Here is a 22,628-nt window from a genome sequence, read left to right on the forward strand (position 1 = left end):
CGTTTCGCGCGTGTTTCGCGTTTATGATCCATCAGGACAGAGGGAGCCAAGCCGTGAATATCCACCGAACCTTAAGCAACGTCCTCGCCGCCGCCGCCGTCCTCGCCAGCCTTGCGCTGCTCGCCGCGCCGCAAACGGGCTGGATCGTGCGCGCTCAAATTAAGCACGTCTTCAGCCCGGGCAATCCTTGGGATCTGGACAAGAATGTCACGATCCCTGAATCGAAAAGCGACTACTCGGTGCAGCTCGCCTCGGTGCGCGGCGACGCGGCGCAGAAAACGCGGCAGGCTCGGGCGCTGGAGCAGCGTTTCCCAGACACTCCCTCGCTATACGCCAACACCATGCGTTACGCAACTGCGGGCCCGATCTCTCTTTATCGCGACGACCAGATCTACATCGAAGGCGCGACCCCGCCTGGGCCCGGTCAATTCCAGCCTCGCCGAATCCCAAGCTCCCAGGCGGACCTTGACGCATTCGACCGAGACGCCGCGAATGGCGAGCGCCTGGATCCCGACAACGCCTACTTCCCCGCGATGCGCGCGATCGGCCTGTTCGCGGCGCATCGGGATCCCGAAGCCCTCGCCGCCGTGCATCGAGCCGCCCAAAAGACGCAGTGGCGTGAGTATTACACGGATGAAGTGCAGGGGAATATGCGGAAGCGAGAGCTGGCGAACGGGCCGCAAAGCGAGATCGTGCGAACCGAGGTCTTCGCGTCCACGCTGTTTCCCCATTACGCCCGCCTGCGGGCCGTCACGCGGACGGCGACATACGCCGCCATGCAGGCGGAGATACACGGGCAGGCCGCGCGCGGCGCGCGGATCCGCCGCGACCTCATGCAGATCGGCGGGCTGATGCGCGCGCAAAGCCAGAGCGCGATCGGCGCGCTCGTCGGAATCGCGCTCACCCGCGAGGCGCTCAATCGTCCCGGCGGCGCCCCCTTCATCCCGGACAAGGACGAGCAGAAACCTACGTCTGAGCGTATCGACGCCTATTGCGCCTTCCTGCAAAGCCGCCACTTAAACAGCGATATCCCGGCGATCCGCGCGGAGTACGAAGCGGGAACGACGGCGCGATCGATCACCGACCGCGCCTTCGAATCGCACGGCTCGGCGCTGCTCCAGCCATTCCGCGACGCCAGCGATTCCTGGGCCGTGGGCGCCGGCATGCTCGTCAATTCCGTCTGGGCGCTGGCCCTCGGCGTCCTCGCCTTCCTGGCGAGCCGATCGCCGGCAATACGCCGCGCCGCCGCCCTGCCGCGCCGCCGCGTCGCCGGCATCTGGACCGGCCTCTTCCTCGGCGTCTTCGCTCTTTCTCAGCGGCCGCCGCTCTCCACGCTCAGCCCATCCTCCGAATGGCTGTCCATACTTCCCATCGTCTCCCTGAGCGCCGCGCTGCTGCTCACAGGCACCCTCCTCTGGCGTCTGCGCCGCCGACGCTCATTTCTCGGCGAAGCCGCGCGCGACGCCATAGCGGCATTCGCCTTCACATGCATCACCGGCGTCATCGTCATCACCCAGGTTACAGCTCTGGGCGAAGCCAACGCAACGGTCCAGCAGATCTTCGATATGTCCGGCGAAGATTCGCGAACGACTCCGCAGCCTTATCACCCAATCTTGCTGTTCGCCATCCCGCTGGAAATCATCCTGGTAAGCGCCGTGCTCGGCCTCATCCGGCGCATCCCTCTCTCCGTCGCCGTTGTCCGAAGCGTCACCCGGTCCGCGGCGGCCACCACCGCCGTCGGCGTCTTGATCTACGGAATCTGCGTGCTGGGAATCCTGCGCGACGAGCACACCCTGCGCCAGCAAAACGATTGGATCCTGCAAAACGAACCGCAGTACCTCGCGCAGCGCGCCCACCAAACGTGGCCCGGCGTCACCCAATGGCCTAAGAGCGAGTCATGAAGTGGGAGCGCCGCCGCTGGATCCTTCCCGCCATCGCGACGGCGACCTTGCTTGTCCTTCTCGCGATCCCACAAACAGGGTGGATTATACGTACGCACGCGTTGCATGTCGTCAGGTACAGCGGCGATCTATGGGGGCTGGATAGGCTGGCGATAAAGCTTCAAGGAAGGGAGCGTGTCGAAACAGAGGGCAAACGGCAGAGCGCCCTCATTCCGCTTTCCAGCGCAAACAGCTCTTATTCGCTTAACAGCGCAAAGTCCCTCGCCTCCGCGCGCCTGGCAGTGCGCCGCGCCATACAGGCCGAGCGCTCAGGTCACGCGAACGACGGGGTGCGGATTCGGCGAAGATTGATGCAATGGGGCGGCTCGATGCGCGCGCAAAGCCGGAGCGCACGCGGCGCCATGGTGGGCGTGGAGATCACAAACATCGCGATGATCCAGCCCGGCGGCGCGCCGGCAATTCCGGGAGATAGCGACGAAGCATCGCAGCAACGCCTTGCCGCTTACTGTCGCTTTCTCACTCATACCGGCCACAAACAAGATATTCCAGCAGTCGAAACAGAGGCAGCCAACGGAGAAGTCGCCCGATCGATCGTCCTGCGCGTTCAAGGGATCGACACGTGGGCGCTTTCTCCTGCCTGGGATCACCTCACGAAACTGTGGATAGCCGGCTGGATATTATCCGTAAACATCGCCTGGCTGATCGTCCTTGGACTGATTGGAGCGCTCATCGCCAATCGCCTCACGATGGACGATCATACGCCGCCGCGAAATCCCATTTCCAAGATCGCTTGGAAGTGCGCCGCAATTCTTGCCCTTTCCCTCACGCTCTGGTTGATGCTGGCGATTCAAGCCAAATCTCTCGCCGCCTCCGCAAATTACATATCCTGGTACGATCGAGAGGCCGCCAGGATCAATGGAAGCGAAGGCTCAATGATCGCTCGTATCCTCGTTCTGACCGCCGCCCCGATCCTGCTCGCCGCCTTTTGCCTGATCGCCGGCGTCGCGCAAAGACCATCGACGCCACGCACATTCGCGCAGCATATGGGCCGACTTGCATGGCCCATCGCCAGCATTCTCATTTTGCTTTACGGCGCGGTCATTCTCGAAACGTCACACGAAGAACGATTGCGAAACATGGAAGCGAGGGAGATCACCCAGAACGAATGCGCCTACTATGCACGGTGGGAACATCGGAAATGGCCGGGGATGACCGTGTGGCGCTAGCCTGCAAAGACTTTCGAAGTACAGCAGGGCCATAAACACCAGCAGATCTTATCAAAATTCGCAAATACTCTCACATGGATGTAAAGATCAATCACTTTCCAACAGGAGAGAATCGATATCTCTGGCTCCATGTAGAAGTCGGACGACTTCGACGCCATTGGCGAATTGGCGCGGGCATATGCGGGCTGGTAAACCGTATCCGTCCGACTTCAGGCATCTCAGAAAGCGAGCGAAGGGTCTCGTAAAACGCCTCATAAAATCGCGTCCCCACATTAGCCTCAGATGCTTCGGATATATAATCCGCCGCCGCATCCAAATCACGATCCGCCATGGGAGAGACGAAAGTTGGCCTAGTCATTGCGCTCCTTCCCATGAAAACGCTCAAGGAACTGCGCCTTCTTAAGCTCCAAATATTTCTCAGTAACCTCTATGGATGGCCCGCTATCAAGCCCTTCCAGTAGCAGCCTCTCTAGCTTCTCTTGCTCACGTCGCCTCTGATTCCTCGCGCACGAGGTCCCGAAAATATTCACTCGTCGTAGAATATCCGCCTCCAGTCACGCGTTCATCCACGAAATCTTTCATCGACTCGGACAGAGAGATATTGATCGTCGCCATGGCTCGCCTCCTTGCTCGATTTTACCATTCAATTGGCAATTTTTGGCAAAATCCGCCAAAGGAAAGACAAAATCACAAAGATCACTCACTCCGCCGGATGACCATCATCGCGGCGTCGTCGCGCAGAACATCGCCGGCGAAGCGGCGGACGCGGTCGTAGATGTTGTGGACGGCGACGCGGGCGTCGGGGGCGGGGGTGAGGAGTTTTTGTAGGCCCTCGATCCCGAGGAAGGTGTTGTGGATGTCGCGCGCTTCGGTCAGGCCGTCGGTGTAGAGCAGCAGCGAATCCAGCGGGCCGATCGTGACGGAGCGTTCGTCGAAGAACATTCCGGATTGGCAGCCGAGCGCGATGCCCTCGCCGACTTCCAGGGGCGATACGGCGCCGTTGGCGCGGCATAGGAGCGGGGTCTCGTGGCCACCGACGGCGTAGCGGAACTCGCCGGTGAGGACATCCAGAACTCCGTAGAACAAGGTGATAAAGCCCTGGAGGCCGCTGGAGTCAGCGCAGAAGACGTCGTTGACGCGGGAGACGACGGCGGCTGGATTTGTCGGGTCTTCCTGAGCGAAGGCGCGCAGGGTGTATTTGATCATCGCCGTTTGAACGGCGGCGCGCAGGCCCTTGCCGGAGACATCGGCGATCACGATACCCATGTGGGTGGGGTTGAGGCGGATCAAATCCAGGAAGTCGCCGCCGATGACGGATTCGTCGAGGCCGGCCTTATAGATGGAGGCAAACTCAAAGGAGCCCATGACCTGCGGCGTCTGCGGCAGCAGGCTGAGCTGCATGGTCTCGGCGGCGCGCTTTTCTTTGGCGTACAGCGTTTGCAGTTCGGCGAACAGGCGCGCGTTCTCCATGGCGTTCGCGGCCTGATGCGCGAAGCTCTGCGCGAGGCTGACCTCCGCCGGAAGGAAGGTGCGGGCGGCGCGGTAGTAGAGCGCCAGCACCCCCACGGTGTTGCCGCCGTACAGCAGGGGAAGCGCCAGCAGCGCGCGCGGCGCGCCGCGATCCAGCTCGCTTTCGGAGGCGCGCATGAGCGGCGCGTGCGCCATGTTGCCAATGACCTGGGCGGCCTGCTCCAGCATCACCATGCCCAGCACCTCCGCCTCGCGCGGATTGCGGCCGACCAGCGTTTCGGGAAACGTCAGCCCAAACTGCGCGCGCGTGGACCAGGCGCCGGTATGCGGATCGCGCACCCAGAACGCGTAGCCGTCGGTGTTCAGAACCCGGCGGGCGCTGGCCATAACGCCGTCCAGAACGCGGTTGGGGTCGAGCTCCGCCGCGATCTTATGGGTCGCCTCCTGGAGCGCCTCGGCCTGAGCCAGCAGGGCGTGGGTGCGCTTCGCCAGGCGGGCGTTCTCCAGCGCGACCGACGCCTGGGACGAGAGGGCGCGCGCGAATGCGTGCGATTCCGGGGACTGGGGACGCGGCTCGGCGTCCAGAAAGCACAGGATGCCGATCGGGCTGCGATCGCGGGAGCGCAGCACGAACAGAAATCCGGGCAGCGAAAGGACGTCGCAAAGGCTGTCGTTCAATCCGAGCGAGTCACAGACATTGGCGACATAGTGCCGATGCGGCTGCTCCTCATCTTCCGAAGGCGGCAGGATCGCGTCCATCTGGAGCGTGTGGTGGTAAAACGATTCGCGCATCGCCTTGGTGAGTGATTGCGAATCGTGGATGGCGAGCGGCAGAAACTGATCCAGGCCATCGTCGAACTCGTAGATCGCCACGCGGACACAGCCGAGGATGCCGGCGGCTTCGTCGGCGAAAAGCTGCATCAGGCGTGTGGAATCGGATGATGCGGCGATCGCCTCGCCCGTGCGGCCGATCAGGGTGCGCAGCATCTCGCCCCGCCGGCGCGCTTCCTCCATCATCCGCGATTTGGTCACGGCAATTCCGACCGTGGCGGCGAGAGCCGTCAGGATCTCCTCGTCCTCCTCGGTAAACCCCGGGCCTTCGCCGGACAGCTCGCCGCGATTGGCGATCATGACGACGCCGAGCACCTCGCCATTGTTAACAATAGGCGCAGTCAGAATACTTTCCAAGCGCAGGGCGGCGGCGGCGGAATCCACGGCCCATTCGCGATTGAGGGAGTGGAAGCGCTGGGGAGTCTTCAGGCGATTGGCGCCGTCGCGGCTGCTTTCAAAGATCCATTCCCGCACCAGGGAATGCAGGCCGGCGGGCAGGCCGTAAAACGCCTGGGCGATGGGGACGCACGCTTCGTCGTCGCTGAAGAGCCAGGCGGCGCCGTACTCGCCGTCCATCGCCATCGTGGCCTGGCGGACGGCCATTTGCAGCACGCGATCGGGAGCGTCTTCCTTCATGATGGCGGAATCGATCCCGTGCAGGGCGCGGAACTTCGCGTTCTGCCGGCCGACCCGCTGCTGCATGCGCTCCAGCGCGTTCAGCAGCGTCGGGGCGATCAGGATCGCCGCGAGCGCGGCGATCCCGTCGATGATCAGCATGAAGTGCAGGTCCGTGCGCAGCGTGGACGCTGCGCGCGGCGGGATAATAGCGGCCATCAGAATCCCGGCGACAGCGAACAGCGCAACGTTGGTCACGATCGTCAGTCCGATCAGGATACGTCGTTCGCCGCCAGGATTTAGAGCCGGTCGGTTGGGCATAGCGTCACAGGCCTCATACGGGAAGATTAGGGAGTACTTGCCGGTCGTCACGACAGTCCGTAAGAGACAACACGCAGGGTGTGCTAAACTTGGAAGCGCACTGGGAGGACGTCGCCGTCCTGAACGAGATACTCCTTCAGAGGATGCAAACCGCCGTCGGGTGCGGGCAGAGCGGCGTTTCGAAAGCGCGGACGCCCGAAGCCGCATCCTCGGCATCCGGAGCGCCGACGAAGAAGTCCGAGCCGACTTTCACTCAGTTTCTCCTTGAGTATTCCATACATTCGTCTAAAAATGTAAGGCGAATTCCTGCCGTTTATTCTTGAACGCGCGCGACGTTAAGACAAGATTGTACCTGAGGCGGCCGACAAACGATTTTTTGGCGCCATAATCATTATGCGCCGCCCATCGCCGGCCATTATTGACCAAGGGAGAAATATGCTTTGAAATTATGGAAGCGCCGGTTCGCCGGCGCCGTCCTGCTCGCGACAGGCCTCGTCTGTCCGCCGAGTTTGGACGCGCGCGCTGCGGGCGTGGCCGATGGAGCGGGCGGCTCCGTCTTGATGGAAGACCTGGACCTGCGTCCAATGACAACGGGCTGGGGCATTCCGATGCACGGCAAATCGATCGAGGGGAAACCTCTCACAATCGGCGGCAGAACATTCACTCACGGCGTCGGAGCGCACGCAAACAGCCTCGCCGCGTTTCAATTGAATGGTCAGTGTAACCGGTTTCTTTCCACCGTCGGCGTGGACGACGAAGTGGGCGCGGGCCGGGGCTCGATCGAGTTTCGGATAACGGCGGATGGAGCCGTCCGCTGGAGAAGCGGCGTCATGCGATTTGGCGACCCCGCAAAGAACGTCGATCTCGATTTGACGGGAGCGAAGACGCTCGTATTGGAAATATTAGACTGCGGCGACGGAACTGGTTACGACCACGGCGACTGGGCCGACGCGCGCTTTGAGATGAAGGCAGGACAACCGACAATGACACACGATCCCCGTCAGATCTGGATCTCCACCGCCCACACGGCGCTGGTCCTCCTCCCTGGCGACGACAAGAAATTGAACCAGATTCGCTACGGCGCCGCGACGAACACCGCTGCGGACGCAGGCAACGCCCCGATGGAGTACTATCCTCCGGCGGGCGACGGTCCGGTCGGCGAGCCGGCCCTGCGCGTGACGCACGCGGACGGCAACACCTCGACCGATCTGGTGTTCGTCAGCTCCACGACCAAAGCGATCGATTCCAATGTCACACAGACGCAGATCGAGCTCAAGGATCCGGAGTATCCGCTCTTCGTGACGCTCTTCTATAAGGCCTATCAAAAAGAAGACGTCATTGAGACGTGGACCGAGATCCGCCACGAAGAGTCGAAGCCAGTCACGCTCTATAACTTCGCTTCTTGCAGCCCCGTCTTCGCGCCGGGCGATTACTGGCTGACCCAGTATCACGGCGACTGGGCCAACGAAATGAACGTTTCGGAGACGAAGCTGGACTCGGGCGTCAAGATCCTGGACAGCAAGTACGGCATGCGCACGGAACTGGCGCGAAACCCCACGTTCCTGCTCTCGGCCGGCGGCCCGTCGAAAGAAGATTCGGGGGAAGTGATCGGCGGCGCGCTCGCGTGGTCGGGCAACTTCCAGTTCGCCTTCGAGGTCGACCAGCGCAATCGGCTGCGCGCCCTGTGCGGCATGAACCCGTACGCGTCGGAATATCACCTTAAGCCCAATACTCCGTTCGTGACGCCGTCGATGATCTGGAGCTGGAGCGGCTCGGGCAAGGGAGAACTGAGCCGAAACTTCCATCGCTGGGGACGCGCGTACGGCATGCGCGACGGCGACAAGCTTCGCCCTACCCTGCTGAATAACTGGGAGGCGACCTTCTTCGACTTCGACGAGAAGAAGCTGGTCTCGCTGTTCGACGGCGCCAAATCGCTCGGCATGGACCTGTTCCTGCTGGACGACGGCTGGTTCGGCAACAAGTATCCACGCAAGGACGACACGCAGGGCCTGGGCGACTGGGAAGTCACGCACAGCAAGCTGCCGCACGGGATCACCTATCTGGCCGATCAGGCGAAGGCGCGCGGGATCCGTTTCGGCATCTGGGTGGAGCCGGAAATGGTGAACCCCAAGAGCGAGCTGTTTGAGAAGCACCCCGATTGGGTGATCCGCCAGCCCAAGCGCGATCTCAAGTTCGAGCGCAACCAGCTGACGCTGGATCTGACGCGTCCCGCCGTGCGCGAGTTCGCGTTCCACATGGTGGACGACCTGCTCACGCAGAACCCCGGTATCTCCTACATCAAGTGGGACTGCAACCGGGGCGTCGCGCAGCCGGGCTCGCCGTACCTGCCCGCCAACGAGCAGTCGCATCTATGGATTGAGTATGTCCGCGCGCTCTACGATATCTTCGCGCGCCTGGAGGCCCGGCACCCGAATGTCGAGCTGATGCAGTGCTCCTCCGGCGGCGGCCGCACGGATTACGGCGCGCTGCGCTTCGCCCATGAGTTCTGGCCCAGTGACAACACCAACCCGGACAACCGCGTGATGATCCAGTGGGCGTACTCGCAGTTCTATCCGGCCATCGCGCAGGCGTGCCATGTGACGACCGCCGGCTCGGCGGGCCTGAAGTTCGCCTTCGACGTCGCGATGAGCGGCCGCCTGGGCATGGATGTGGACATCGACAAGCTCTCACCGGAAGACCGCCGCTTCGCGGCCGCCGCCGTCCAGACCTACGATTCCCTGCGCGACATCGTTCAGTTCGGGGATATCTATCGATTGCAGTCGCCGCTGGAAGGAACGCGCTCGACGCTGATGTATGTCAGCGACGACAAAAAGCGCGCCGTCCTCTTCGCGTACCAGATGAAAGACGGCGACGCGCCCACGGTCGCGCTCCAGGGCCTGAACCCCACGGGCCGCTACACGATCCGCGAGCGCAACCTGCGCGAGGGCGTGGCATCCAAGCTGGCGCAGAACGGCCAGACGATCGACGGCGAGACGCTCATGAAGACGGGGCTGGCGCTGCCGGTGTCGAAGACACATGACAGCGTGGTGGTGGAGGTGGCGGAGGAATAGGACAGGAGGGGCCCTCACCCCCGGCCCCCTCTCCCAATTTTGGGAGAGGGGGAGTCAGAGGGAGTTTTTCGATTTGGATCTTTGATCCAATATCTTACTCCTAACCCTCTCCTAGAATTGGGAGAGGGGGCCGGGGGGTGAGGGCCTCTGCTCCGTCCGGCCTTTTTCTACTTTCCTACCGCGCGCAGCACGAACGCTCCGGTCAGGGGTTTCCCTGGTCCGACTTCGATCTCGTGATCTCGCATCCACGACCGGCTCAGATCGTCCGGGCCGGACGCCGCGATTCGGGAGCTTGCGAGCAGCGTGACGCCGCCTGAGGCGGAGCGGGCGCGGCCGACGAGGGGCGTGTCGCCGCGCAGCAGGGCGACGCCCGCGCCGTCGGCTCCCGTCAGGGTCAGCCAGTGCAGGCTCGACTTGGACGCGAGGAACCGCGTGTCCCCGGCATGGCATTCGCCCGCCGGCTCACCCAAATTTCCCTTCGGATAATCCGTGAAGTACGCATCGCGGCTCCAGCGCATTTCCGACAGGGAGGGCGCGACCGGGATGCTGAGGCCCGCTTCCCAGAGCTCGGTGGCGGCGGCCGTCCAGTCCAGGGTCCAGGCGACGGAGATCTCGGCGTTCGGCTGGATGTCGTAGACCGTCGTCAGCTTGGCGAGATTGTCGCCGCCGGCCTTGGAGACGACCTGCGAGGCGACCGTCACGCGCACGGCGCCGTTTGACTGCGCGGCCGCAGTCACGGAAGCATTCTGCGTCGCCGGCGGCTGCGGAGCGCGGTAGAAGCCGTCGCCGCGCGCCTTTTTGGATTCTCCGAAGTTCAGAACCGAAGCGGACGCGATCAGATCGCGGCCGTTTACGGTCCATTTCTGGATCATGCCGGTGTGCTTGTCGAAGACGACGCTCTGGAGCGTATTCGTGACGCTGAGCGTGTCCGAAGCGTCGTTTGTGGCGAGCGTCGCGCCGCTGCTGAGCGCCGGCGGAGCGGCGGGGCTGGGCGTCCCAGTCACGAGGAGGCGCGAGGATGTGATCTCCGTTCCATCGGCGCGCAGGAATTGCAGGCGCAGGGCGGTCATGCCGTCCAGCGCCGGGAAGCTTGCATCGGTCGACTGCATCGGCGCGCACGAGAGCTTGAGGGTTCCCGTCTTGAGGGCCTTGTCGCCGTCCAGCACCGTCCAGCGGCAGGTGATTTCACTGAGATCCGTGAAGGTGTAATGGTTCGTGATCGGAACCGTGCATACGCCTCCGGCGGGATTGATCGTGCGCGCTCCGACGACGACGGGGCTGTACACGTTCTTGACGATCCACAACTCCGGTTTGGGAACGCGGTAGGCGGAGACGATCCCCTTGTTGTTCTCCTGACGCATGTGGTCGGTTCCGTAATAGAACTCGGTCTCGTGGTCGGGGAATTTGTCCGCGATTCCCTGACACTGCCACTCCCAGATGAACGATCCCAGGATCTTCGGCTGCTTCCAGAGGATATCCCAGGTCTTGATCAGCGTTTCCGACCAGAGATCGGAAATGCCGGGATCGTACTCCTGCTGCTCTTTCGAGTAGAAGGTATGCGGGTGCTCGGTGACGACAAGCGGCGCTTTGGCGGAATCCACGTCAATGTAATGCTGGAAGAAGTCCGGGCCGGGATAATGCGTGTCGCGAATCGGCTGTCCTTTGACATCCCACGGTCCCGCGCCGGAGGCGAAGGCGGGGCGTGTCGGATCGAGCTTCTGGACAAGATCGAAAACATCCTGGGTATTCGGCCCGACCGGGTTCTCGTTGCCCAGGCTCCACGCCAGCACACAGGCGCGGTTCTTATCCCGGCCGACCGTGTCCGCGGCGCGCGACAGCAGGGGCGCGTTGAACTTGGGGTCCTTCACATGGTCGTCGATCCAGCAGAACGGGACTTCGTCGAGGATATACATCCCCTTCTCATCGCAGAGCTCCAAAAATCGCGCCGCATGGTTGTAGTGCGAGGTCCGGATGGCGTTGATGTTCGCCGCCTTCATCATCGTCAGGTCTTGGCTCCACTCTTTGTCGGTCAGCGCGAACCCCTTGTCCGCCCAGAAGTCGTGGCGGCAAATCCCGGTCGTCTTGATCGCCTTGCCGTTCCAGAGCACGACGTTGTCCTGAATCGTGACCTGACGGAACCCAAAGCGCTGTTCGACGCGCTCGACGCTCTTGCCGTTCTGGGTGAGGTTCAGGACCACATAGTAGAGCGCCGGCTTCTCGGCCGACCAGAGACGCGGGCTTGTGACCGGCGCGGACAGCGCCACGGCGCCCGTTCCGTCGGCCCCAATCTGCGCCGTTCCGGAGAGGCGCACCGAAGTTGGGTTGCCGGCGGCGTCGGTCAGGATTCCGGATAACTGCACCGTGGCGCCCGGCTCGCCCTCGACGCTCACCGAGGCGTCCAGAGTGGCGTCCTGGTAGTTGTTGGTCAGAGGCGTCCGCACGGTAATATCGGAGACGTGGGTTTTGGGCGCGGCAATCAGCGATGTATCCCGGTAGATGCCGCCGAGGGACTGATAGTCGCCCGTTTCGCACTCGGAAGACGGCGTGGTCTTGCTGAGGCGCACGGCGAACAGGTTGCGCTGGCCGGGCTTCACCAGACCGGTCAGATCGACGTCAAACGCCGTATAGCCGCTTTCGTGATAGCCGGCCTTGCGGCCGTTGACGAAGATCTCGGCGCCGTTGAACGCGCCGTCGAACCGCCAGATGATCTTGCGTCCCGCCCAGGACGCGGGGACGGTCACCCAGCGCCGGTACTGTCCCACGGCGTCGTCCACGGCGTCGTAGGTGGGGATCGAATATCCGGCCATTTCCCAGTTGGACGGCGTTTGAAGATTGTCCCACTTTCGATCGTCGTAGTCGGGCTGCACGAAATCGTCGGCGTGCGGCGGGGGCGACAGATCCGGCGCGCCAGGCCGCCAGGTCACCAGGTTTCCCTGGTCGTCTTTGTACTGGACTCCCAGCTCGTATAGGGAAGCCCAGCCGGTCCCCGTGGTCCCAAGCACTGTCAGGCGCACGTATCGCACGGCGCGCGGCGTGATCGCCAGCGTCCCATTTCCCACGCCGGCGCCTTCCGCCGTGGAAGGCTGCGACAGCGGCGTCCAGACGCGCGCATCCGCGCTGCCCTCCACCTTGCATCGATACGTTTCCGTATCGCGCTCCCAGAGCAAATTCACGGCGCTGACAGTCCGCTCCTGCTTCAGATCGACCTGGATCCATTGCGGGAAGTCGCCGTTCGGGGCGCACCAGCGCGTTTTCGGATCTCCGTCAAAGGCGTTCTCCGGCGTGTTGCCGCCCTGGCTGCCGGAAACGCGGAAGCCGATGGCGTCGACCGACGACCGCGCGAAACGACCGTCCACGACCTGCCCGCGCGTCAGCTGAAATTTCCAAAGGCCGTTCATCGGCAAATTCCAGGGGTTGGCGGCGCGCAGCCGGTCGGGCGGAAGAGGAGTATCTCCCGGAAGCGGCAGCGGAAGACGCGCGGGCGTCACCGATGACGCAAATGCGGTGGAGGAAAATGCAATGGAAGAAATGGCCAATGCGCCCATCATCAGGGTGCTCGACAAGAACCGGGATCTGATCATGATTGTCCTTTCGGCGGCGCGCGGCGGCGCACTCAAACATTATATCACTAATGGATCCAAAATGGTATCAGCCGAAAATCGCACATTTTTTGGATCCAAAATGAAATAAATGGGACCTCCCAAGAGACTTTATCTCTATTCAGAGGGAATTAGTGGTACAATAGCGCAAAGCCCGGGATGAGCCATCACCGCCGGCGAGTGCAAGACTATGATCAAGAATGGCGCGGATGCAATGAAAATTCATGCGTTGAACACTGCGATTCCCTCTGGTCCGCCCGCATTGACACGCGGAGCTCTGCGGGCGACAGCGACCTTGCGCGAGCGCATCGCGTCGGGTTTTTATGGGACCGGAGATTGGCTGCCGACGGAGCGCGCGCTCGCGGAGGATCTCGGCGTCCACCGCCGTGTCATCCGCGCGGCGATTGACGAGCTGGTGCGCGAGGGGATGATCTCGCAGAAACCGCATTGCCGCCCCGTGGTCGGCCGGCCGGCAGAGACACGAATGTCGACGCCGGACAAGGAAGGCCCCGCGCTTCCCGCGTCCAATTTGATCGCGCTGATCATGTGGCATGGCGGCGGCCGCCTGGAGCGCGCCGGCACGGCGCAGGCTCGGATCTTCTGGGGCGTCAACGATCAGCTTGCCGAAGCCGGTTATCACGCCGTCTTCCTGGATCTGGGACGCAATCCCGGCGCCGAAGAGGAGAACGCGCTCCGCGAAGCCGCGCATCTCAATTACGCGGTGAATCATGGTTTCGGCGGCGTCATCTTCTACCCCTACGCCTATCGCAGCAATCGTACGCTGGTCAAATGGGTCAGCCAGCATATCCCCCTGATCACGATCGACCGGGTCGTCAGCGGCGTCGAGACAAATTTCGTCGGAGTGAACAACTACCAGGCGATGTTCGAGATGACCACACAGCTTTTGCGTCAGGGGCATCGCCGCGTCGCGTATATCACGAAGAACGAGCCGATTCATCCCGTACAGGACCGCCTCCAAGGATACATTGCCGCCGTGCGCGCCGCCGGCGCGCCCCAGATGGTCGTATCGATTCCCTCTACCGACAATCCGGAGGAGCCATGGCGGATCGTCGACGCCGTGTTCCGCCTGCCCGAAGGCGAGCGCCCCACGGCGGCGGCGTGCTTCAACGACTACACGGCCGTGAAGCTGGCCGAATATCTTCAGCGTCTCGGCCTTTCGATCCCCAAAGACGTCGCCCTATCGGGGTTCGACGACATTATCCAGGCGCTGCCCAGCGGCCTGGGCCTGACGACGGTGGCGCAGCCCTACGAAGAGATCGGCCAGCGCGCGGCGCAGCTGCTGCTCCGCCGTCTCGACAATCCCTCCATTCCCGCCGAATTCATCGAAATGCCCGCCCAAATCTCGCTGCGCGAAAGCACCCCCGAACTCACTCCCGGCGCGGATTGATCCCCGTTTGGTTTCTGCGTCGTCCTAAATTGTTTTTGGCTCCATCGCGCTGGCGCGCCTTAGCGTCGCTATGATGGAGCAGAATCGATGGTACAATATGAGGGAATCCGCCGCGTTCGCGGCGCGCCCTGTATTTACCGTCGATTACGAGCACTTTTTGGCGTTTCGCTTATGAACATCAAGACGTTTGACGCTACCAGCACCACAGCCGCTCCGCCCACGCTCACGCGGGGATCTTTGCGGGCGACCGCGACTTTGCGCGAGCGCATCGAATCCGGCTTTTACAGCACCGGCGAATTCCTGCCGACAGAGCGCGCTCTCGCGGAGGACCTCAGCGTCCACCGCCGTGTCATCCGCGCGGCGATCGACGAGCTGGTGCGCGAGGGAATGATCTCGCAGAAACCGCATTGCCGCCCTGTGGTCGGGCAGCCAGGCGAAGACACGCAGGCGACCGGCGCCGCAGTCGCACGCCCTAAGTCCACCCTGCCCTCCTCCAGTTTGGTCGCCTTGATTATGTGGCATGGCGCCGGCGGCTTGGAGCGCGCCGGCACGGCGCAGGCTCGGATCTTCTGGAGCGTCAACGATCAGCTCGCCGAAGCCGGTTATCACGCCGTTTTTCTCGATTTAAGCCGCCGCCCCGAGGGCGAGGAAACAGCGGAGCGCGAGGCCGCTTATCTCCATTACGCGCTGGACCACGGGTTTGGCGGCGTCATTTTCTATCCTTACACGTATCGTACGAACCGCGACCTGGTGAAGCAGATCAGCCAGCGCATTCCAGTCGTTCTGCTCGACCGCACGGTCGGCGGCGATGACGTGAACTTCGTCGGGGTGAACAACTACCAGGCGATGTTCGAGATGACCTCCCACTTGCTGCGTCAGGGGCATCGACGCATCGCCTATGTTACGGAAAACGATCCGATCCATCCCGTGCAGGAGCGGATGCACGGATATATCGAAGCCGTACGCGGCGCCGGAGCGGCCGAACTGGTTGTCACGACCCCGCTGGGCGGCGACAAAGACGATCCCTGGCCGATCTTCGAAGCCGTGTTCCGCCTGCCCGAGGGCGAGCGCCCCACGGCGGCGGTGTGCGTCAACGACTACAGCGCCCTCCATGTCGCCTCACGGTTAAGCACTCTGGGCCTGTCGGTTCCGGACGATGTCGCCATTTCCGGCTTCGACGATGTCGTGCCAGCGCTGCCTGGCGGCCTGGGCCTGACGACGATGGCGCAGCCCTTCGAGGAGATTGGCGTCCGGGCCGCGCAGCTGCTGCTCCGCCATCTCGAAAACCCATCCACTACAGCCGAGTTCATTGAACTCCCAGCTCGTATGACCATCCGCGAAAGCACCCCCGAGCCTAATTTCAATCCGGCGAGCTAATCGGGCTTCATCTTCAACGCTCACTGGATCCAAACCCCTTGAGTATCATTGGCCCATGCAGAATGGTTCCCAATTGAGGTCACTCAGTACAATCCTATGGACCAAAGCTCGCCTGCCTTGCTCGCTCATTTTCGCTTACTAGCCACAGTCCTTTCCCATCTTTTCCAAAAATCTTGAGTGTTATGTGAAAGTTTTTACGCGGATCCAAATATCTTCTTGACAATGGTACCAGTATATGCTAAACTAAGTCGATGGCGATTGGTACCAAATACATATGAAATTGTACCACCCCACTTTCGTTCGGCAATACATCATCGATATGTTGAGGTCATTATCGAAAGGACCGTATTCACAATGAAGAAGACATCCGTCCAATCAGGCTTTACTCTCATTGAGCTGCTCGTTGTTATCGCTATTATTGCGATTCTTGCATCGATTCTCTTCCCTGTCTTCGCCTCGGCGCGGAGCAAGGCCCGAGAAATCGCGACGCTTTCCAACCTCAAACAACTGGGACTGGCGACGGCGCAGTACCAGCAGGATTACGACGGCGCCAGCGTCCCCTTCCAGCAGTGGTCCGGACCGTCGTTCTTTGCCTGGGGCATCCTGCTGCAGCCCTATCTGAAATCGACCAGCGTTTGCTTCGACGTCCAGCGCACCGTTCCTTACGTCCAGATCGACCCAGGCGGCCAGTGGGGATGGAGCACCACCCTGGCGGCCAATCGCTGGGGCTACACCTCGGACGCGAATGGTCCCGGCGGGACGGTCTTCCCGGATCAGCTGGTGAGCCCGTCCACGCGCGCGGCGTTCTTGACCAACGGCGACCCGACAGCCCCGACGTTCGCCGGCCATCTTTATGATATGCACTGGGTTGATGGGGCGCGCGCATCCTGCCCGGATGTCAACGATTACAAGAACCCCGGCCACTGGGACTACGACCATCTTTATCAGGGAACCAAGGACTACCACCGAGGCTACCTGCCCGTACTCTACGCGGACGCGCACGCCAAGGCCGTCAACATCTCCCAGTACATCGGCGGGGATGTATCCTACGGCGCCTGTGAGGGCAAATATGTCTCTCCCGGCGTGAATGCTCCTAACGGCGCGGGCACGCAGGCGTCCAAGCTTCAGGAGTTCTGGGGCCGCTGGTGGACCTACCCGCGCGACAAGTAGGCTGAAACAAGTAGGCTGAAAGAGAAAGGCGCCGCATCGACGGGATGCGGCGCCGCGAGTCGCCGCTTTCGGCGAAAGGACAGTACGAATTTGAATGCAAAGCTCTCATCGAAAGCGCTGACGGGGATTGGCGTGTTAGCGGTCGGGGTGCTGGTCGGTCTCGTCCTTTATTTCCTCAAGGGGAGCGATCCCGCCGCGCAAGCCCCAATTCCGTACCAGAAGGTCGATTACGCGGCGCACATGCGGGAGATGAGCCAGTCGCAAAACCGGCCCGCCGCAATGGGGGATATGCCTCCGGGGACGGTTGTCGGCGAAACCAAGCCATAACTCATTGTTAGCGTCTCAGCAAAGTATTTATAGGATTTTACGCCAAAATAACCGCTTCGATTTTCACCGCCTCGTTCCTCTCAAATCGCCATCAAAGTCGAAGCGGCTATTTTTGAATGAGACCTAAGCCCAGAGATGGTAAACCCCGTGAGGCGATGAAATTTTCAGGCGAAGCGCGACAGTATCTTCGAAGATTCGCAGCTTTGATAAATTGGCGCCAAAACACCTCTTGACTCCGGGACCATTATATGTTAGACTGTCTATACCACTTTGGGACCGAAATTATTCAATGGACCCATTCTGAACTGCCGCGCGCTCATTTATTATCGACACGCGAAGTTACTACCGAAAGGACCGTATTCACGATGAAAAAGAAATCCTTACAGTCAGGCTTTACTTTGATCGAACTGCTCGTTGTTATCGCTATCATCGCGATTCTCGCCGCAATTCTTTTCCCCGTCTTCGCCAAGGCCCGCGAAAAGGCCCGCCAGATCTCCTGCGCCTCCAACGAGCGACAGCTCGGACTTGGCATTATGCAGTATGTACAGGACAACGACGAAACTTTCCCCGCCGGCAACCAGGGGCATTCGGGAGCAGGATGGGCGACGAACATCTTCCCTTACACAAAGAGCGCTGGTCTCTATCATTGCCCCGATGACTCCAACAGCGGCGGCATCGAAAGCTATGGCATCAATCAGAATCTCACCGGGGGTGGCGATGGAACTCGCAAATCCTCAATGACCCTCGCGGGCTTAAGCGCGCCGACAAGCACGATCCTTCTTGCTGAGACAACGCAGTACAGCAACTCTATCCCGGTTCCCGGAACGGTGCCGGACGAATGGTATAGCCCCGCTATCAACGGATTGGCCTGGAATGGCAACAACCCTGGCACGCCAGGAGCACCGGTGCAGAACATTGAATCCCCGGCCAACACGAATTTGGCTTACGGATTTGCGGGCGGACAGACCGGCGGAGGCCAAATAGGTCGTCATACCGATGCGGCGAACTGGCTTCTCTCGGACGGCCATGTCAAATACATCCGGCCGACGCGCGTATCCATTGGATATAACGCGCTTCAATCCACCAATGATCAGACCACCGTGGCGGGAACGGGCAACATCACAACAGGCAGCGCCGCCGGCACCGGCTTCACGGGCAACAGCAGCATCACCGGCGCGCCGTTTGACATTACTTATAGCGCCATCTAGTCAGCGATTGTTCATGCTCGCGCATGGGCGAAGTATATCGCTGAAAGCGGCTGCGTAAACACACAAAAGGCAGTGAGGCTACGTACAGCCTCACTGCCTTTTGTGTTTATCGATTTCTTTACCTGCGCCAAATCCGGTCAATTCAGACGCGGACATTTGGCTCCACTACACAGCACCAAATTTTGATGCATTTCGGCTTGGCGCCGTTTGCAAACACACAGTTGGATCGGGAAGAATAAAGCTTCCGTCTCTTGGATCAAGCGGCTGGACACGAAAAAACAGCGAGGCTGTACGCGCTACGCCTCACGGCGGTTCGCGGAACACCTCGCTGTTTCACTGTTTGTTGATTGAGCCGAAGCTCGTTCGTGACAGATTTTGGTTTGGGCGGATGGCGAAGAGAGCCATTCATGACCCACGGACAACTGTCGCCCGAAGGAGAGAATCCACCCGAAGGCTAAAAAGGCTTAGACTTCGCCACCGCCCTGTATACGATCGTTTGTCAAATTGTATGTTCCTCCTTCTGTGTTGAGATACTTATGGAACGCTCGCGGACGCCTGATTAGTTCCCTGGTCCAGCGCTTTTGGCTTCTTCTCTTTCCTGGCGCGCGACGCAGTCAAGGCGGATCGGCGGCTCATCCATGGCGACACAATCCGGAGTCCATTTTCCCGCACAAGACACAAATCTGGCGCCAGGATCGAGATTGCGGGGGCCTGGAAATCACGCGCAATTGCAGACACGCCTTCTCAATTCCGCGTTCGCCGCCTCAAGTTCAACAAGAACGTATTGGTGGTACAATAGAAGAACACACCGGCGCCAGCTTCGCGAGCGCGCCGGCGGCAATCTGATCTTATGACTATCAAAGCGCCACAAAACACGACACCGCCTGCGCCCGCTTCCCCCATCCGCGCGTCCCGCCGGGTCACGAGCATTCTGCGCGAACGGATCGAATCGGGCTTCTATGGCGCCGGCGATTGGCTCCCCACCGAGCGCGTGCTCGCGGAAGACATGCACGTGCAGCGCCGCGTCGTGCGCGCCGCGATCGACGAGCTCGTGCGCGATGGCCTGATCTCCCGACAGCCGAACTGCCGGCCCGTGGTCGCGGATATCAGCGCGATCTCGCCGGGGGGCGACGACGGAAAGCTCTCGCCGTCCGGAATCGCCTCCTCCCAGTTCGTCGCGCTGATCATGTGGCACGGCGGCGGCCCGCTGGAGCGCGGCGGCACGGCGCAGCAGCGGATCTTCTGGGGCATCAACCAGGCGCTTGGACAGGCCGGTTACCACACCGTCTTTTTGGATCTTGGGGGCGCGATCGGGGCCGAGGAAGAGAACGCGGCGCGCGAAGCCGCGCACCTGCGCTACGCGATGGAGCAGGGCTTCGGCGGCGTGATCTTCTACCCATACGCCTACCGCAGTAACCGCGAGCTGATCTATGAAGCCAGCCGCCGGCTGCCGCTCGTGATGCTCGACCGCACGATCAACGGCGTGGCGGCGGACTTTGTCGGCGTCGACAACCACCAGGCGACGTTCGACGCGACGATGCATCTAATCGAACAGGGTCACCGCCGAATCGCCTATGTGACGAAGATCGAGCCGATCCATCCGGTTCAGGAGCGAATTCAGGGTTACATCGACGCCGTGCGCGCCGCCGGCATCCCGGAGATGATCCTGCCGATCCCCTCGGACAGCAGCGGCGCCGATGGAATGGTCATCAACACCATCTTCGGTCTTCCGGAAGACCAGCGCCCCACTGCCGCCGTCTGCGTGAACGACTACGCCGCCCAGGCGCTGGCCGAACGCCTCCAGACCGCCGGCCTTTCCATCCCCCAGCACGTCGCCCTCACCGGTTTCGACGACATCGCCCAGCTCCTTCCCAACGGCCTCGGCCTCACCACCATGGCCCAGCCCTACGAAGAAATCGGCAAAAGCGCCGTCGATCTCCTCCTGCGCCGCATCAAAGACCCCAGCGCCGCCCCCGCCGCCATCGAACTCCCCGCCCAGCTCATCATCCGCGCCAGCAGCGAACGTGTATAAAAGAATAGTGTCCTATATCAAAATGACGCCTTCGGAATTCGCAGCCATTTTCAACTGCTGGTCAAGCGTTGCAAGCGGCAGAGCAAGACGCAGCGAAAGCTCTAAGTAACAAGCGTCGTATGCCGTGAGACCATGTTTTTCGGCGATGGAGCGAGTATCTGTGAGCGCACGAATACCCGTCTCTGCGTCGATAATAATAGGCAGCGAATTGAGGTTCGCAACAAAGACCTGAACCATTGAGGGCGTCAATCTTAAACGGCGCTGTCCCATCAGCAATGCATTCGTCATCTCGACCGGCCACAAAGAAGGGACGACGGCTGTCTCTCCGACCAGACGGGTAAGAATACTTCGAGTGTATGCCGTCTCTTCATCTGCAAACGCCCAGCCCAACGCGACGGAAGCATCCACGACAAATTGGCTCAAAAGCGTCTTCCTTCTTCGATCAATTGCTTAATCGACAATCCAGCTCCCAGTGTGGCCTTGGGAAAGTCCAGCATTCTCTGGACCGCCTCTTCCGCCGTGAGAGGAGCATCGGCGGCGACCGGCATAATTCGCGCCACGGGAACACCACGCTTCGTGATGGTTACTATCTCGCCTCCAGCGACTCGCTGCATCAAACTCGAAAAGTTTTGTTTTGCTTCAAATGTACCTATTGTCATAGCGTCCTCCTAGTTTCCATCTTGGAAATATTATACCCTTTCTGGACAGAATCTTAATAAACAGGATAGCAAGTAGCTCGAAGCCAAAACCCAGCAATTCTCCTAGTGTTCTTTTTTAGCCGCGCCGCCGATATCAAGATATCTGTCTTTCGATGCGAAGGGATCCGCGAGAGAATATGGACCTCGAAGAACTTTTGAAAACGACGGTCGCGCATAAGGCGTCCGATCTGCACCTCACCGTCGGCGCGCCGCCGGCGTTTCGTCTCCATGGCGAGATGGAGCGGCTGCCGTACCCGGATATGACGCGCGATGTTCTGCGCGCCATGCTGCTGAGCATTCTTACCGGCGAGCAGCAGAACAAATTTGAGGAAAAGCGCGATCTGGACTTCAGCATCGAAATTCCCGGCGTGGCGCGGTTTCGGGCGAACTTCTTTGTCGGACGGCGCGGCGAGAGCGCGGTCTTTCGCGTGATCCCGGCGGAGATCAAAAGCGTCGAGGATTTAGGATTGCCGCCGGTGGTGCGGGAGCTAGCGCGTCAAGAAAAGGGATTGGTGCTGGTGACGGGGCCGACGGGGTCAGGCAAATCGACGACGCTGGCCGCGATGGTCGATATGATCAACCAGGAGCGAGCCGCGCATATCCTCACGGTGGAGGATCCCATTGAGTTCGTGCATCAGCACAAGAAGTGCCTGGTCAATCAGCGCGAAGTGAAGGTGCATACGGAGACATTCGCGAGCGCCCTGCGCGCCGCGCTGCGGGAAGACCCGGATGTCATCCTGGTCGGCGAGATGCGCGATCTGGAGACGATCTCCCTGGCCGTCTCGGCGGCGGAGACCGGGCATCTCGTATTCGGCACCCTGCATACCTCCAGCGCCGCGCAGACGGTGGACCGGATCATCGATGTCTTCCCGCCCCACCAGCAGGCGCAGATCCGCACGCAGCTCGCCGAATCAATCCAGGGAGTCATCGCGCAGACCCTGCTGCCGAAGGTCGGGGGCGGACGCATCGCCGCGCTGGAGATTATGACCAGCACCGCCGCCGTCAAGAACTTGATCCGCGAGGGCAAGACGTTCCAGCTGCCGTCAATTATTGAGACAAACACCAATCTGGGCATGCAGACTCTGGATCAGGCGCTGCAAGCGCTGCTGCTCTCCGGACAGATCACTCCGGCCGCCGCCATCTCCAAAGGCATGCCGCCCGCGCTGATCGCCACGCTTCGGCTGCCCACGCTTCCCAGCGAACCGGCGTACGCGCCGGCCCCCGCGCCGGAGCCGCCCCGGCTGATCCTGACGGATGTGGCGCCCGCCCCGCGCGCGCCGATCCAGACCTTGGCGGACGACGACCTGGGCGACCTCAAGCCGATTGAGGGAAACCGCGCCTTCGGCCGCTAACCTCAAAAACTTTAGGAACCAC

At 61.3% G+C, this 22,628-nt stretch carries 17 protein-coding genes; 11 read left to right on the forward strand and 6 right to left on the reverse strand.

Annotation, left to right across the window (positions count from 1 at the left end; translation table 11 throughout):
* Positions 1-53: 53 nt before the first annotated feature.
* Both D5261_RS04505 and D5261_RS04510 read left to right on the forward strand, forming a co-directional pair.
* Positions 54-1,901, forward strand: coding sequence for a hypothetical protein (locus tag D5261_RS04505; protein WP_125205918.1), 1,848 nt, complete (start codon positions 54-56; stop codon positions 1,899-1,901).
* Complete coding sequence (locus D5261_RS04510) at positions 1,898-3,127, forward strand: hypothetical protein (protein ID WP_119320884.1); 1,230 nt, start codon at positions 1,898-1,900, stop codon at positions 3,125-3,127. The genes D5261_RS04505 and D5261_RS04510 overlap by 4 nt, the downstream gene beginning before the upstream one ends.
* Before the next feature lie 91 nt (positions 3,128-3,218).
* Here the strand turns inward: D5261_RS04510 and D5261_RS33360 are convergent, their stop codons facing one another.
* From D5261_RS33360 to D5261_RS04520, 3 genes are all read right to left on the reverse strand, one after another.
* Entirely contained in the window at positions 3,219-3,500 is a 282-nt protein-coding gene (locus D5261_RS33360; RefSeq protein ID WP_119320885.1) for a type II toxin-antitoxin system RelE/ParE family toxin, read from the reverse strand.
* Positions 3,501-3,610: 110 nt separating this feature from the next.
* Positions 3,611-3,742, reverse strand: coding sequence for a ribbon-helix-helix domain-containing protein (locus D5261_RS04515; protein ID WP_218025560.1), 132 nt, complete (start codon positions 3,740-3,742; stop codon positions 3,611-3,613).
* A gap of 81 nt (positions 3,743-3,823) precedes the next feature.
* The gene (locus tag D5261_RS04520) at positions 3,824-6,364 is read right to left on the reverse strand and encodes a SpoIIE family protein phosphatase (protein ID WP_165864106.1); all 2,541 of its coding nucleotides are present in this window, start codon (positions 6,362-6,364) and stop codon (positions 3,824-3,826) included.
* Positions 6,365-6,804: 440 nt separating this feature from the next.
* On the opposite strand from D5261_RS04520, the gene D5261_RS04525 reads away from it, so the two are divergent.
* Positions 6,805-9,435, forward strand: coding sequence for an alpha-galactosidase (locus tag D5261_RS04525; RefSeq protein WP_119320887.1), 2,631 nt, complete (start codon positions 6,805-6,807; stop codon positions 9,433-9,435).
* A 167-nt stretch (positions 9,436-9,602) separates the two neighbouring features.
* On the opposite strand, the gene D5261_RS04530 is transcribed toward D5261_RS04525, so the two are convergent.
* Entirely contained in the window at positions 9,603-12,971 is a 3,369-nt protein-coding gene (locus tag D5261_RS04530; protein ID WP_165864107.1) for a glycoside hydrolase family 2 TIM barrel-domain containing protein, read from the reverse strand.
* Between D5261_RS04530 and D5261_RS04535 the strand changes: the two genes are divergently transcribed.
* From D5261_RS04535 to D5261_RS04565, 7 genes are all read left to right on the forward strand, one after another.
* A complete protein-coding gene (locus D5261_RS04535) occupies positions 12,955-13,125 on the forward strand; it encodes a hypothetical protein (RefSeq protein ID WP_165864108.1) in 171 nt (56 codons plus the stop codon). The genes D5261_RS04530 and D5261_RS04535 overlap by 17 nt on opposite strands.
* 138 nt (positions 13,126-13,263) lie before the next feature.
* Positions 13,264-14,442, forward strand: coding sequence for a GntR family transcriptional regulator (locus D5261_RS04540; protein ID WP_301002419.1), 1,179 nt, complete (start codon positions 13,264-13,266; stop codon positions 14,440-14,442).
* 171 nt (positions 14,443-14,613) lie between these two features.
* The gene (locus D5261_RS04545) at positions 14,614-15,819 is read left to right on the forward strand and encodes a GntR family transcriptional regulator (RefSeq protein ID WP_165864110.1); all 1,206 of its coding nucleotides are present in this window, start codon (positions 14,614-14,616) and stop codon (positions 15,817-15,819) included.
* Positions 15,820-16,173: 354 nt separating this feature from the next.
* Complete coding sequence (locus D5261_RS04550; RefSeq protein ID WP_119320891.1) at positions 16,174-16,989, forward strand: type II secretion system protein; 816 nt, start codon at positions 16,174-16,176, stop codon at positions 16,987-16,989.
* Positions 16,990-17,079: 90 nt separating this feature from the next.
* On the forward strand, positions 17,080-17,316 hold the full coding sequence (locus D5261_RS04555; RefSeq protein ID WP_119320892.1) for a hypothetical protein: 237 nt from the start codon (positions 17,080-17,082) through the stop codon (positions 17,314-17,316).
* 365 nt (positions 17,317-17,681) lie between these two features.
* Complete coding sequence (locus D5261_RS04560) at positions 17,682-18,524, forward strand: DUF1559 family PulG-like putative transporter (RefSeq protein ID WP_119320893.1); 843 nt, start codon at positions 17,682-17,684, stop codon at positions 18,522-18,524.
* Positions 18,525-19,374: 850 nt separating this feature from the next.
* Positions 19,375-20,556: a GntR family transcriptional regulator gene (locus D5261_RS04565; protein WP_119320894.1), complete on the forward strand. Its 1,182-nt coding sequence runs from the start codon at positions 19,375-19,377 to the stop codon at positions 20,554-20,556.
* A gap of 12 nt (positions 20,557-20,568) precedes the next feature.
* Here the strand turns inward: D5261_RS04565 and D5261_RS04570 are convergent, their stop codons facing one another.
* Both D5261_RS04570 and D5261_RS04575 read right to left on the reverse strand, forming a co-directional pair.
* Positions 20,569-20,979 carry a type II toxin-antitoxin system VapC family toxin gene (locus D5261_RS04570; RefSeq protein ID WP_165864111.1) on the reverse strand — a complete coding sequence of 137 codons (411 nt, stop codon included), beginning with the start codon at positions 20,977-20,979 and terminating at the stop codon, positions 20,569-20,571.
* Complete coding sequence (locus tag D5261_RS04575) at positions 20,976-21,215, reverse strand: type II toxin-antitoxin system Phd/YefM family antitoxin (protein WP_119320896.1); 240 nt, start codon at positions 21,213-21,215, stop codon at positions 20,976-20,978. The genes D5261_RS04570 and D5261_RS04575 overlap by 4 nt, the downstream gene beginning before the upstream one ends.
* Positions 21,216-21,391: 176 nt before the next feature.
* Between D5261_RS04575 and D5261_RS04580 the strand changes: the two genes are divergently transcribed.
* Positions 21,392-22,606, forward strand: a complete 1,215-nt coding sequence (locus tag D5261_RS04580; RefSeq protein ID WP_119320897.1) for a type IV pilus twitching motility protein PilT — start codon at positions 21,392-21,394, stop codon at positions 22,604-22,606.
* Positions 22,607-22,628 lie beyond the last annotated feature (22 nt).

Origin of the sequence: Capsulimonas corticalis, assembly GCF_003574315.2 — a bacterium.
GTDB classification, from domain to species: domain Bacteria; phylum Armatimonadota; class Armatimonadia; order Armatimonadales; family Capsulimonadaceae; genus Capsulimonas; species Capsulimonas corticalis.